The organism is Halocella sp. SP3-1, assembly GCF_003953885.1.
Lineage (GTDB): Bacteria > Bacillota > Halanaerobiia > Halanaerobiales > DTU029 > Iocasia > Iocasia fonsfrigidae.
This window is the reverse complement of record NZ_CP032760.1, coordinates 169,815-183,487: the sequence shown is the minus strand read 5'-3', so window position 1 is coordinate 183,487 and position 13,673 is coordinate 169,815. Positions and strand designations below refer to the sequence as shown.

Sequence of the window (13,673 nt, the reverse complement as noted above, 5' to 3'; positions counted from 1 at the left end):
TTTACAATTTAATTACAGGAATTATTATTATATATCATTGGGTTACTGCATAGTATTATCTTAGAAGTTTATTTGCTGTTGGGGGTAGTGGGGTGAATAATACATATTTTTTGATTATAATAATAATCCTGGGTTTTCTTGCTCAGTCAAGGGTTGTTATCTTGACTGGTTTTTCTTTATTACTCTTGATAGAGCTTGAATTAGAGAGAGTTTTTGGTTTTTTAGCTAATAAAGGGATTGAAATAGGACTTATTTTTTTGCTGTTGGCTATTTTATCACCTTTATTAAAGGAAACACTGGATTGGAAAGAAATAAAATCGGTATTAATGAGCTGGCAGGGAATTATCGGTATAGCAGCTGGTCTATTGGCCACACAGTTTAATGGTATGGGGCTTCAATTATTGAGTGAGAAGCCTCATTTAATTCTGGGTATTATTATTGGTTCTTTATTAGGTATATTAATTTTTGATGGTATTCCTGTTGGTCCATTAATGGCAGCTGGGATAGCAGCTGTTATTATTTACTTATGTGAAATTATTACAGGGGGATAATAAAATTGATAATAGTAATTGTATTATTATTTATCTTTATTATAGTTGCATACCACCCTTATTTAGAAAGGGAGAGAAATTCTTATCTCTTATATATAGATAAATTTCAGGAAAAAGAAAAAACCAGATATAAAAAAAGGGATATCGATTATTAATTTTTTTCTCCTTGTGGGGTCATTCCTTTTTCTTTGATAAAAATTACTGATATTATTGTTATCAGGGCAACAATACCACTGCTAGTTAAATACATAACAGGTTTGCTTATTTCCAGTAGTGCTGTAAAACTCGGTGGTCCGATGGCAACCCCTATAAAACGTGCACTCCCATAGAGAGATGTAATAACCCCCCTTTGTTTACTATTACATGAACTTGTTACCATTGTATTGATAGCAGGAAGAACGAGGCCTGTACCAATCCCCAGTAGTGAAAATAATACAAGGTAAGGCACCAGAGATTCAAGGAAATTCAAGGCGAGTAAAGCCCCTCCAACCAGGATTAGTCCAGTAATAATCGATAATTTGAAGTGCTTTTTTGCTTTTTTTAAGATATGCCCACTGGTGTATGAAGTAATTGACATGAATAAAATAGGTATGGCAATAATCAGCCCTTTAATAAAACCTTTAATATTATATTTGCTTTCAAGTATATCTGAGAAATAGGACAATAATCCAAAGAGAATAAAGAGGACAATCATCCCGGCCAGGATAGTTGACAGGAGTGATCCTCCTTTGTTTTTAAAGATATCACTTGTTTTTCCCAGATAATCTTTAATACATTGTTTTTGTGGGGTTTGACCTTCTTCTCCAAGGAAATAAACCCCTGCTGCTATAGGAATAGAGAGGAGGGCATAGGAAAAGAAAAGGGCTATCCAGCTTATTAGGCCAATAGCTGACCCCAGTATAGGGCTGAGGACTTTCCCGATACCATTAGAGGCCTCAATGATTCCCAGGGCTTCACTCCTCTGCCTGGACTGAAAAATATCTCCTACTAGGGCCATAACTATTGGTGCTGTACCAGCAGCTCCCAGTCCCTGGATAACGCGGCCTACTAAAATAATATTATAGGGATTTTCCATAAAAAGGGCAGCCAGACCAGATACTACCCCTCCTAATCCATAAATTAGTAAAGCTGGCACAATGACCTTGATTCGTCCAATTTGATCACATAAATATCCCAGGAAAGGAATAGATATACCTGCTGTAATAGAGAATGTAGTTATAAGTAGTCCTACATGAAACTGGTCGATATTGAGGGCATTTTTTATTTGAGGGAATTCAGGAATCAACATTGAATTACCCAGTACCATAATAAAGGGAACACCACTGAAGGCAAGCATCATAATCTTATGTTTTTTATCCATTTAATAACCCCTTTTATTTAGAAATAATAATATCTTTTATTTATAATACACTAGTAAGTATTAGTAAAAAGGGATAAAAATATAGCTGACAGATATCGGTAAATAATATAAAAAACCCTGCTCAAAAGGCAGGGTTGAGTGTAAGATATTTATTATAGTTTGAGTTTACTCCAGTCGAGGTTTTTTACTTTTGGATAGCTTTTTTTTTAGCTTCTTTTTTATTGCTTTCTATTTGTTCAGTATCAATTTCATGGTCACTTATTTTGCTATTATCCTGTTGATTATTTTTGCTTATAGACTGGACGAGTTTAGATATATTACCCATGTCTATACCTGAATTGTTCCCCCCACTGCCGAGTGCTCCCATTAACATGGGCAGCATCTGTTGTAGATTTTTTCCATCACCATTTCCCTGTAATTGCCCGAGTAGACCAGATAGATTACCAAGTGAAGCAAGGTTTCCTATGTTATTTGAAGGAGTACTGTTGCTTACCTCAGGAGTACTACTGCCGGATTGTCCCTCAAATATATCTACTATTTGAATTAAGAGAATTAGGCCTAGTAAACCGAATAATTCATTACTACTGTAATTATTACTATTTTTCTGGATTGTATTTGTTATGATACTAAGGAGTCTGTTACTTATCATTGTTTACCCCCTTTGATTATTCTGTGTCCCCGTCTTCAGTCTTAGGCCGGCTTTTTTCTTCTTTTTTCTGGATAGGAAGAATGTTAAACCCTCTTTTTATTTCTCCCTTTTCCTTTTGACCAGCAGTTTCTTTTTCTGCGGCATTTTTTGATAATTTTTTAATCATAGTTAATACATCTTCAGAAAGGATAAGTAAAATTAAGATTAGAAAAAGATTATAGGCATTGTAGTTACTATCCTGGCTGTCAAAAAATGGAAAGATCATAATTGCCCTCCCTTCATAAAAAAGTCTTTGTTAAGATAATATATGAAAGGGGGAATTTATTTGTTAATAGATAGAGCTGCTATAATGAAAAATGGATTTGGTACTGTTACATTAAGATGATTGTTTTATAACTGAAATACAGGGTCTTTTTTAATATATATATCTATTACTAGCAAGATATGATTTTTGATTATAAGAAGGATTTGTGTTACAATTAAAAAAAATAATATGACATGAAAGGGGAAAATTGGTGATTGATATTATAGCATCCCCAGATAAGACACGTGAGATATTAAAGGAAAATAAGATTAGATTATCAAAGGGTTTAGGTCAAAATTTCTTAATAGACAGAAAGATTGTAGATATAATTATTGAGACAGCTACTCTAACAGCTAATGATTCTGTTATAGAAATAGGGCCGGGTATTGGTTCATTGACCCAGGGTATCTTAGAAAGATTATCGTCAGGTAGTTTAATGGCTATAGAGAAGGACAGCCGTTTGATAAAAGTACTGACTGCTCAGTTTTCTGGATACAATAATCTTGATTTAATAAATAAAGATGTTCTTGATATTGAATGGCATTCTTTTTTTCGGGAAAAGAAATTAAAAGATGGAGAGGTAAAGGTTCTGGCAAATCTCCCTTATTATATTACTACCCCTATAATCATGAATTTGCTGGAATCTAATGTTTTATTTAAACAGTTAATTTTTATGGTTCAAAGAGAGGTTGCTGAAAGGATGGCAGCTTCACCAGGTGGTAAAGAATATGGTGTGTTGAGTATAGCTGTTCAGTTTTTTGCCAGGGTTGAGATTGTTCATGAGGTTTCTCCTTCGGTTTTTATTCCACGGCCAGATGTTTATTCTACTGTCATAACCCTTTACCCTCATCAAAAACCACCGGTTGAAGTAGTAGATCGGCAGTTTTTTTTTCAGGTTGTCAGGGCTATTTTTCAACAGCGGAGAAAAAATATTAAAAATGGACTAAGTAAAGCCGCTAAATTAAATTTTACCAGGGAAGAGGTTGTTAGTAGTCTGGCAGAAGTAGGTATAGATCCACGGATTCGTGGAGAAAAATTGTCGATTTCAGTTTTAGCCAAATTAAGTAATTCATTATGGGAGAAAATTAATAAATAAGAGATGGTGAAAAAATGGAGTTTATTAGTCCTACTGATGGTTCAATGCATCTGGAGCAGGTTTATCAGACTATTGTTAAATTCATAAAAGAAGAGTCGGAAAATCAATACAGGTTGATAGTTGGTACAGATTCCCAGGCTGGTATAGAGGATATTATGTTTGTAACTGCTATTGTAATTTACCGTGTTGGTAGGGGAGGGAGGTTTTTTTATCATAAAAAAGCTGAAAAAATACATACGAGTATGAAACAGCGTATTTTTTATGAAGTCTCTAAAAGCCTTGAGGTTGCCAGTAAACTTACTGGATTTCTGGCAGATGAAAAGGAATTCAGTGAAAATTTAAAGGTTGAGATCCATGTTGATGTAGGAGAAAAGGGGCCTACAAATGCAATTATTAAAGAGGTAGTTGGTATGGTAGTTGGCAGTGGTTATGAGGCAATGATTAAACCTGATTCATATGCGGCTTCTACTGTAGCTGATAAATATACTAAATAGTTAAATTTTAGGCACATTTAATTTCCCTGTATCATATATTATATCATTCCCTAATAAAGGGGGCAGGGGAATGTGTTTAAAGTGGGAGATTTTGTTACAAGACGTTCATATAAATCAGATGTTGTTTTTAGAATAGAAAGGATAGAGGGGAGCCGTGCTATTTTAAGGAGTTATCGTATAAGGTTAATGGCTGATGCTGAACTTAGTGACCTGCTTAAGATGAACCAGAAAGATAGTAGGGCCTTAAAAAAGGAATTGCTGCTTGAATCCTATGATTGCCTTCAACGCCAGCAGAGATACCTTGTCTTAAATGGCAAACAGGGGAGAAATAACAAAGATTCCTTTCAGGAATACCCTGTGAAGGTACTTCATATTGATGGGGATAGAGAGTATCTTGACTTATCAATAGCAAATTATAATAATTTGGATATATCTGTCAAGGGATTATTTATTCCTGAAAAGGGACAACCAGCGAAAATAGGGGGGCTTGTAAAAGAAATAAAACCAGATATACTGGTTCTTACAGGTCATGATGGAGAAGTAAATAATAGGCTTTACCACACATCTGATTTCTTTGTTGAAGCTGTTAAATATGCCCGTGATATAATCTCTGATCTGGATAGTTTAGTTATTTTTGCTGGTGCATGCCAATCAGACTATGACCGTTTAATAGATATTGGTGCAAATTATGCTAGTTCACCAGGTAATAAATTAATTCATTTTCTTGATCCGATTCTGGTAGTAGAAAAGGTGGTTTCTACTTCTATCGGGGAGATAATCCCTGTTCAAGACGTTATTAGCAACACTGTATCAGGTAAAGGAGGGATAGGCGGTATAGAGACAAGAGGAAAGATGAGGATGCGGTATCCGTAAAATTTTACAAAAGAATTATAATAATAAGTGTATTTTGTAATTTTTCTCTTGACAGGCTTTTCCCACTTTGATATACTATCGTTTTAACTTGACTATTATTTCTTTTTTGTGTTATACTATTAGTAATGCACATCCTAATTCTAGAAAGCTGTTATCCATAGAAAGGTGGAATGGAATGGCAAAAAATCTAAATGTATTAACCGAGATTAGGGAAAACGTTAATTCCTTTGTAGGCCAGGAGGTTATGATTAAGGCTAATCGCGGTAGGAGAAAGAGTTTAGAAAAAGAAGGTGTTTTAGAAAAGACCCACCCCAATGTGTTTGTAGTAAAGGTGGATGATAATGCACAGATTAGGCGTCTTTCTTATAGTTATGCCGACCTTTTAACAGATAATGTAGAATTAAAGTTAAAGGATGCAAATACTAAGATTGGTATTGTTTAAACAAAAATGAAATACAAGATATGAAAACCAGTAAGCTGGATTAAGCTTGCTGGTTTTTGTATTTTCACATCCTTCACTAATTGAATCCCTTCTGAATATTATAGAAATATCAATTTATGGAGGGAAAAAAAATGACTGATTATAAAAGGATTATTAATAAATATAAAAAGAGTTTTATGGGTTTAAAAAATGTTATTGGTCTGGGTTATGGTATTAAGGAGAAAAGGGGTAAAAAAATAGGGGAAGAAGCTATTATGGTCCTGGTTGAAAAAAAACTTCCATCACATAAGCTTAAAAAAAATGACTTCATCCCACAGTCTGTAGAGAAAGTTAAAACAGATGTTATTGAAGTAGGAGAACTGCGTTTTTTAGAATCCAGAACTGGTAGAATGCGTCCGGCTCAACCTGGTGTTAGCATAGGACATTATAAGATCACAGCTGGGACCTTTGGTGCGGTTGTAAAGGATAGAAAGACAGGTGAACCTTTGATCCTGTCTAATAATCATGTTCTGGCTAATATTACCAATGGCCATGATAATAGAGCCCAAAAAGGGGATCCAATATTACAACCTGGTGTTTATGATGATGGTAGTAAACCAGATGATATTATTGCTTATCTAGAGAGATATGTACCTATTAAGAGTGGTAATGGTGAACCACAGTGCGGGGTAGCTATTGCTGTTGAAAGACTGGCAAATCTATTGATTCACTTTTTTAGACCCAGTTATAATATGAAATTTTTCAAAGAAGAGGGTAACAACTTGGTTGATTGTGCTGTGGCTAAACCTGTTTCTGTAAAAGACCTTAAAACAGAAATCCTTGACATAGGGGAGGTTAAGGGAGCAAAAGAGGCTGAGCTTGATATGAAAATACAGAAAAGTGGTAGGACCAGTGGTTATACAACAGGTAAGATTATTGCTATGGGAACAGTAGTAAAGGTAAATATGTCTGAGTCAGAGGTAGCTATTTTTGAAGATCAGCTAGTAACCACTCCTTTATCAAAAGCAGGGGATAGTGGTTCACTGGTTCTTGATATGGATAACAATGCTGTTGGTTTATTATTTGCTGGTTCTGATCAGGCGACTGTCTGTAACCGGATTGATAATGTTATGGAAAAATTGAATATTGTGTTTTAAGGGGGTTAATTAATTGTTTATTGTATTAGGGTATCATTTATTAAATAATAAAAAGGGTTTAAGTTCAATAATGGAAAACAGTAGTTATCTCAATAAAATCCTACCAACCTGGTTAGAAATAAAGGAAAATGGCAGTCTGCTTATTAAGGATTTTACAGGGGAGTTATCATTGATAGCGGGACATTACAATGTTGAAGAGATTATTCCCCTGCTTCAAAACTATCAATTAGCCAGTAAGGTTAGCAACATTATCATAGAAGATGATAATTCTACCCGAGAAATGCTGGCTGATTTAATTCCTTTCTTAAATAAATATGGTTTCCAGGGGATAAACATTAATATGGAGGGTGTGAAATATAGTAACAAGGAGCCATTCACCGAATTTATTAAAAAGGTCACCAGTAAACTACATGAACACAATATAAAAATCGGTTTATCAATTCCTGCTAAGGTTGAAAATAATAAGGATTCTACCTGGTCAGGTGCATATGATTATCATATATTAGGGGAGATAGTTGATAGTATAATTATTATGGCCTACGATTATCACTGGCCTGGAGGACCACCTGGACCTATAGCACCATTAAACTGGATCCAGGATGTTATCGATTATGCTATTATAGAGATTCCTATCGAAAAAATTTTTTTAGCCCTGGGTTTATATGGCTATGACTGGACTATTGATTCTGATAAAAGAGCCAGTGGGTTGATATATTCACAGGTTATGAATATTGCCAGTAAATATAAGCTGCAGATAGACTGGGACCAGGAATCAAGTTCACCCTATTTCTTATATAAAGAAAATAATGAAGCCCATGAGGTCTGGTTTGAAAACAAGGTAAGTATTGCAAGAAAACTAAAACTAATTCAAGAATATCAACTTGCCGGGGTAGCATTCTGGCGTCCTGGTCAGGAGGATCCCGGTATCTGGCAGCTAATAACAGAGGTGAAGTAAATGAAAGCATTAATATTAAGTGGTGGGAGTGGTACCAGACTACGTCCTATTACTTTTAGCTATGCTAAACAATTAATTCCTGTTGCTAATAGACCTATCCTCTTTTATGTCCTTGATGATATTGCAGATGCAGGCATTAAAAAGGTAGGAATTGTCATAGATAAACAAACAGGATATCTTATAAAAGAATCAGTTGGGGATGGAGAGCAATGGGGTTTAAATATAACATATATAGTCCAGGATTCCCCCCGTGGACTGGCCCATGCAGTTAAGATTGCCAGACCATTTATAGGTGATGACAATTTTGTGATGTATCTGGGAGATAATATACTTAGAAGAGGAATTAAATCTTTTGTTAATGAATATGGTAATAATGGGGAAGATATTAATATTTTATTAACAGAAGTAGATAATCCACAGCAATTTGGAGTTGCTGTACTGGATAATGATAATAATGTAAAGCGGTTGGTAGAGAAGCCAGTAAATTTTATAAGCAATAAGGCATTGGTTGGGATTTATATATTTAATCATAAAATCTTTGGAGCTGTTAATAGTATTAAACCTTCCTGGAGGGGAGAGCTGGAGATAACTGATGCTATTCAATATCTTATTGATCATGGTGGAAAGGTCTTACCTTATTTGATAGATGGTTGGTGGAAAGATACAGGTAAAAAAGAGGATGTATTGGAAGTAAACCGCTTTTTACTGGAAGACCTTAACCCTACTAATTGTGGTCAAGTTGCTTTATCTTCTCATTTGTCTGGACGCATTGCCCTTGGCCAGGAAAGTATTATAAAAAATTCAGTTATTGCAGGGCCGGTAGCTATTGGAGAGAGCTGTTTGATTGAAGACTCATATATTGGGCCATATACCTCTTTAGGTAGCGGGGTACAAATAATAAACAGTGAACTGGAAAAAAGCATAGTAATGGAGAATACCCGTATTTCTGGTATCCAGAAAAGGATTGCTAATAGTCTGATTGGTAGAGACGTAGTGATTGAAGATAGAAAAAGTAAGCCGGGTATTCATGAATTATTGTTAGGGGATAAGAGTCAGCTAGCATTATATGAGTAGTGAAGAATTAAGTGGGGGGAATAGTATGCAAGTTATTTTTATAATTTCTGATCAAGATAATATTATGATAATAAAGTCGCTCTTTGAAATTGCCAGGTGGTTAAAGGAAAATAAAGATATCAAGGTTTTAATGTATATTCCTGAAATAAAGAATTATAATATCTTGCCTAAAGCTAGTATTGAGATACACTGGTTAACTAATAGATTTTCTGCCAGTGAGATTCCAGAAGCAGATATTATTTTAAGTACACAACTGGATTTATTAAGACAATTAAGTTTATTATCCAGGGGGGAACTGGTTTATTTAAATAATACCGGGAAAAAGCAGGAAATTTCTGCTGGTATCAGGGTGATTGGTTTTAATAGTTTAAAACCGGGGATACCTGATAGACTTTATCTTCAAGAAGATAAAAAAAGGGATAAAATAGTAGTGGCTGGTGATAGTTTAGATAAAAAAGGTTTATCAAAAATAATTTCTGCCCTTGAGATTGCAGCTTCTTCAATCACTCATGATGGGGTTGTAATCCTTAATTCACCAGAAAAGTATTTTTTTGATACAGAAATAAATTATTATTATGAAGATATTGATCATAAACCGATTATAGGCTTACTCAGCAGGGGATTTTATTTAATATATCTTGGAAGGAATGAATTTCCACTCCTTCCCCTCTGGTCAATGGCAGCAGGTGTACTGACAATCAGCATTAATTTGTCTGAAAGGGAATGGGGTTATCCCCTTGAATTAAGTAAATATACCCCTCTTGAACTGGCCTTAATTATTATTAGGTCATATAAGATGGGTCAGTGGAGAAATAGTCTCTTAGTAGAAGCTGAGAGATTGGTTAAAGAGTATAAGTTAAATAAGGTTGGAGAGGATTGGGCAGGGTATTTTGAAGATGTCTTACAGGGAGTAAACCCTGCCGCTGACTCCAAAGAAGTAGATAAGCAACAGAAATATAAATCTCAGATGAATTATTCAAAAAGATTGACTAAGAATCCAGTTGATTTGATCATAGTCAATTATAATACTTTAGATTACCTCAAGAAGTGTCTGGTAAGTATTAAGAGTAAGACCAGAGAAGATTATAATATTATTGTAGTTGATAATGGTAGTAGTGACGGCAGCATAGAGTATCTTAAAAAACAGGAAGATATTTTATTAATAGAGAATAAAGAAAATTTAGGTTATGCCCGGGCTTGTAATCAAGGTATTATTGCCGGAAGTGCTGAATATATAGTTTTATTAAATAGTGATATTGAGGTAACAACATGTTGGTTGGGAAAGATGATTAAGGTAGCCGCCGGGGATGATGTTGCTGTAGTAGGTCCGAAGTTGATTAATCAAGAAGGGCTAATTGTAGGTGCTGGTGTTGATAGTTTAAGGGATGATTTTAAACCAAGGGGTTGGAAGGAGCTGGATAGACCAGGTGTATATGACCAGCAGGAAGATTTATTAAGTGTAGGAGGTGCCTGCTATCTTATTAAAAGGGATCTTTTGCCAGTTCTGGGGCTTTTTGATGAGGGTTATTTCTTTTATTTTGAGGAATTGGACTATTCATTACGGGCTAGGGAAAAAGGCTACCGGGTGGTTTACTGTCCTCAGGCAAGGGTTATTCATCACCATGAAGGCAGTTTAAAGTCCGGCAATAAAAATAACAAATTAAAAAGGGATAGATATTTTAGTGTAGGTAGAAAGAGATTTAAGAGTAAATGGGGAGAAGTTATAGCTGGCAGTGAAAAGCGTCATCAGAAACGAAAAATTATGGTCGCCGGTCTAATACCGTGGGATTTTAGGCAGCAGCGTCCTCAGCATTTGATGAGAAACCTGACACAGCTTGGTTACGAAATACTCTATCTTAATCCAGTATGTGGGAGTGGAGAAACTATTGAGGTGGAAGAGAATATACATATTTATTCTCCACATGGTTATGGAACAGTACTCTATAATCTCGAACATAATAAAAGGGATAGGTTAGGACAGGAAATTAATTCTCTGTTAAGGGAATTGAATTTTGAAAACTGTATTGTTTTACTTAATGCCCCTTACTGGACCCCTTTATTACAGTTCTGGGAATATAGTTTATTAATCTATGATTGTATAGATAACTATACGGAGTTTGAAGACCTGGTTCATCATGAGGCTATAATAAAAAAAGCTGAGCAGAAACTCTTAAATCTAGCTGACTTGGTTTTAACGTCATCTACAGGTCTATATGAAGAAAAAAAAGCAGTTAATGATAATACTTATTTGGTCCCTAATGGTGTAGATACCAGATATTTTAACTATAATTATAAACCAGCTATTAAACCTGATGATATACCAGATAGTAGGAAAATTATAGGTTATTATGGTGCAATATCGTCATGGTTTGATGTGGAGCTTGTTAAAAGTCTTGCTGCTTCTCTGCCAGAAGTAGCTGTAGTTTTGATTGGGGAGGTAAGTACAGATATTAGTCATTTAAGCAATCTTTCAAATGTAAGTTTGCTGGGCGAAAAACCCTACCATCTTCTGGCAGATTACCTATATTATTTTGATTTAGCGATCATACCCTTTATTAAAAACAATTTAACTCTTATGAGTGATCCTGTAAAACTGTATGAATATCTTGCTGCTGGTAAGCCTGTACTGACTACCGAATTACCAGAGGTAAAGAAGTTTGAAAAGCTGATTACTATAGCTAAAGATAAAACGGACTTTATTAGTCAGGCGGCAGATTTGATAAATAATGATGTTAGTGAGGACAACAGAGAGGATAGACATAAGCTTATTAAAAATAAAACATGGCTGAGGAGGGCAGAAAAAATAAATAGTCTAATATATTTTGCCTATTATGACTTATACCCGCAGGAAGAGGAACTGGAGGATATAATTGAAGGAGATAAAGGTAGTCTATCAGTTGAGCTGCCTGAAGATGAGCTGTTATCAGATAATCTGGTTAAAATAGAAGAGCCGGTTATTAAGAAGAATAGTAAAAATTGGCTGAGTATGTTAAAGGAGTGGTTAACTGGTGAAAGCAGTGAATAAAAAAATATCGCTGTCAGTCATAGCACCAATACTGAACGAGGAATTTTTTCTTCCCCTATATTTGGATGCTGTTTCCCAATTTGCTGATGAAATATTGTTACTGGATGGTGGTAGTCAGGATAATACTATTAAAATAGTACGCAATTATCAAAAAAGTTATCAGGGATTACGTTTCTGGCAGATTCCACAGGAGGGGAAACCATATGAATGGGCTGAAGGTAAGAGGAGAAACTTTTTACTTAATAAGGCTAAGGGGGAGTGGATACTGATACTTGATATAGATGAGTTTATCTCAGATAAGTTCCTCAATTTTTTTAATAAGATGCTGCTTTCTAATCAGAAAACCCAGGTATACGGGTTTTCTTTTCTGTCTTTCTGGGGAGGGATGTCCTGTGTTAGAAAAAATGTAGTAGGAGATCCCTGTTGGGAGGGACCCGTTTACAGACTGATAAAGAAAAAGGGTGCTGGCTATGAGAATAAAGGAAATCATAGTCAGTTATTATTTTATGGTAAATATCCTTTCCTGTGTGAAACAGCAAAGGTAGTTGAGGATATAACAATCTTTCATTATCATTATGCACTAGGAAAAGGCTTCAAAACAAATGACAATAGACAAGATGATTATCCTGAGATCTCAGTAGGGGAATTTAAGGGTAGACATCCAGCGGTGATTAGAAAGTATCTGGGGGGAGAGACAGGGTGATGAAAATTCTTTTTCTGGCTAGACCTGACCTCTTTCGTATCAGGGCAGGTGACACTGTTCAGCTTGTACAATTAACTACTGCCCTGGAGAAAGTGGGGTTGAACATAGATTTGAGGACTGAATTAGATAATGATATGATGGGAGATTATGACCTGGTACATCTTTTTAATGTTTTAAGGTGTGATTCATCCTTTGAACAGTGTCTGACAGTAAAGTCATTTAGAAAACCATTAATCATAACACCAATATATTGGAATATGAGGGAATATTTAGAGTGGGCTGCTCCCTCTAAATTAGCAAACTGGAATAATGATCAGCAGAAAAGGGGGCAAATCCTTTCTATGGCAGATTTGATTGCCCCAAATGCTGAAAGAGAATGGCTAGAGATAGAAAAGGATTTTGCCACAGGATTACCCCATAGGGTTATCTATAATGGGGTTAATCCCCTTTTTTATAATAGTTCCTGTAAAGAGAGGGGTGGTATCATTTCAGTAGGTAGGATTCACCGACGGAAAAATCAGTTGACTTTAATCAGAGCCTTGAACGATTTAAATATATCTGTTACTATTATTGGTGATGTAAATGATCGGGCCTATTATCAACAATGTATGTCAGAAAAAAAAAGGCAGATTAAGATAATTACTGGTTTGAAACAAAGTGAATTACTTGCTTACTATGGGGAAGCTAGAGTGCATTTATTAGCAAGCTGGTATGATACTCCTGGCCTGGTTAATTTAGAGGCAGGTCTGGCTGGTTGTAATTTAGTTACCACTAACAGGGGTACAGCACAGGAGTATTTTGCTGACTATGCTTATTATTGTAGTCCTGATGACTGTAAGGAAATTAGAGAAAAAACCATTCAGGCCTATTATACCCCTTTAAAAGAGGGACTGCCTGAGATTATTCTTAAGAGATTTAGCTGGGGGGTAATAGCTGAAAAAACCAAAAAAATATATAACGAATTACTTAATGGTCTCATATAATGATAAAGATTGTTCTTATTTTTATTTG

General features: G+C 35.2%; 15 protein-coding genes. 12 read left to right on the top strand and 3 right to left on the bottom strand.

Features of this window, described 5'->3' with window-relative positions; all coding sequences use genetic code 11:
* Positions 1 to 92: 92 nt before the first annotated feature.
* Positions 93 to 551 carry a DUF441 domain-containing protein gene (locus tag D7D81_RS00815; protein WP_125986399.1) on the top strand — a complete coding sequence of 153 codons (459 nt, stop codon included), beginning with the start codon at positions 93 to 95 and terminating at the stop codon, positions 549 to 551.
* Positions 552 to 556: 5 nt separating this feature from the next.
* A complete protein-coding gene (locus D7D81_RS19375; RefSeq protein ID WP_164522061.1) occupies positions 557 to 706 on the top strand; it encodes a hypothetical protein in 150 nt (49 codons plus the stop codon).
* On the opposite strand, the gene D7D81_RS00810 is transcribed toward D7D81_RS19375, so the two are convergent.
* From D7D81_RS00810 to D7D81_RS00800, 3 genes are all read right to left on the bottom strand, one after another.
* Complete coding sequence (locus D7D81_RS00810; RefSeq protein WP_125986397.1) at positions 703 to 1,911, bottom strand: MFS transporter; 1,209 nt, start codon at positions 1,909 to 1,911, stop codon at positions 703 to 705. The genes D7D81_RS19375 and D7D81_RS00810 overlap by 4 nt on opposite strands.
* 184 nt (positions 1,912 to 2,095) lie before the next feature.
* Positions 2,096 to 2,560, bottom strand: coding sequence for a hypothetical protein (locus D7D81_RS00805; protein WP_125986395.1), 465 nt, complete (start codon positions 2,558 to 2,560; stop codon positions 2,096 to 2,098).
* Between the two features lie 16 nt (positions 2,561 to 2,576).
* A complete protein-coding gene (locus tag D7D81_RS00800) occupies positions 2,577 to 2,825 on the bottom strand; it encodes a hypothetical protein (protein ID WP_125986393.1) in 249 nt (82 codons plus the stop codon).
* Between the two features lie 250 nt (positions 2,826 to 3,075).
* Between D7D81_RS00800 and rsmA the strand changes: the two genes are divergently transcribed.
* The 10 genes from rsmA (at position 3,076) to D7D81_RS00750 (ending at position 13,645) form a co-directional block, all read left to right on the top strand.
* A complete protein-coding gene (rsmA, locus tag D7D81_RS00795) occupies positions 3,076 to 3,960 on the top strand; it encodes a 16S rRNA (adenine(1518)-N(6)/adenine(1519)-N(6))-dimethyltransferase RsmA (RefSeq protein ID WP_125986391.1) in 885 nt (294 codons plus the stop codon).
* Between the two features lie 14 nt (positions 3,961 to 3,974).
* On the top strand, positions 3,975 to 4,454 hold the full coding sequence (locus D7D81_RS00790; RefSeq protein WP_125986389.1) for a ribonuclease H-like YkuK family protein: 480 nt from the start codon (positions 3,975 to 3,977) through the stop codon (positions 4,452 to 4,454).
* Positions 4,455 to 4,526: 72 nt separating this feature from the next.
* Positions 4,527 to 5,327: a sporulation peptidase YabG gene (locus tag D7D81_RS00785; protein ID WP_125986387.1), complete on the top strand. Its 801-nt coding sequence runs from the start codon at positions 4,527 to 4,529 to the stop codon at positions 5,325 to 5,327.
* 175 nt (positions 5,328 to 5,502) lie between these two features.
* The gene (locus D7D81_RS00780) at positions 5,503 to 5,769 is read left to right on the top strand and encodes a Veg family protein (protein WP_125986385.1); all 267 of its coding nucleotides are present in this window, start codon (positions 5,503 to 5,505) and stop codon (positions 5,767 to 5,769) included.
* A gap of 131 nt (positions 5,770 to 5,900) precedes the next feature.
* Positions 5,901 to 6,905 carry a chymotrypsin family serine protease gene (locus D7D81_RS00775; RefSeq protein WP_125986384.1) on the top strand — a complete coding sequence of 335 codons (1,005 nt, stop codon included), beginning with the start codon at positions 5,901 to 5,903 and terminating at the stop codon, positions 6,903 to 6,905.
* Positions 6,906 to 6,918: 13 nt separating this feature from the next.
* Positions 6,919 to 7,860: a glycosyl hydrolase family 18 protein gene (locus D7D81_RS00770; protein WP_125986382.1), complete on the top strand. Its 942-nt coding sequence runs from the start codon at positions 6,919 to 6,921 to the stop codon at positions 7,858 to 7,860.
* Positions 7,861 to 8,934, top strand: coding sequence for a glucose-1-phosphate thymidylyltransferase (locus D7D81_RS00765; RefSeq protein WP_125986380.1), 1,074 nt, complete (start codon positions 7,861 to 7,863; stop codon positions 8,932 to 8,934).
* 25 nt (positions 8,935 to 8,959) lie between these two features.
* Positions 8,960 to 11,959: a glycosyltransferase gene (locus D7D81_RS00760; protein ID WP_164522060.1), complete on the top strand. Its 3,000-nt coding sequence runs from the start codon at positions 8,960 to 8,962 to the stop codon at positions 11,957 to 11,959.
* Positions 11,952 to 12,662 carry a glycosyltransferase gene (locus D7D81_RS00755; protein ID WP_164522059.1) on the top strand — a complete coding sequence of 237 codons (711 nt, stop codon included), beginning with the start codon at positions 11,952 to 11,954 and terminating at the stop codon, positions 12,660 to 12,662. The genes D7D81_RS00760 and D7D81_RS00755 overlap by 8 nt, the downstream gene beginning before the upstream one ends.
* The gene (locus D7D81_RS00750; protein ID WP_286170376.1) at positions 12,662 to 13,645 is read left to right on the top strand and encodes a glycosyltransferase family 4 protein; all 984 of its coding nucleotides are present in this window, start codon (positions 12,662 to 12,664) and stop codon (positions 13,643 to 13,645) included. Before D7D81_RS00755 ends, D7D81_RS00750 begins: the two co-directional genes overlap by 1 nt.
* The last annotated feature ends 28 nt before the right edge of the window (positions 13,646 to 13,673 follow it).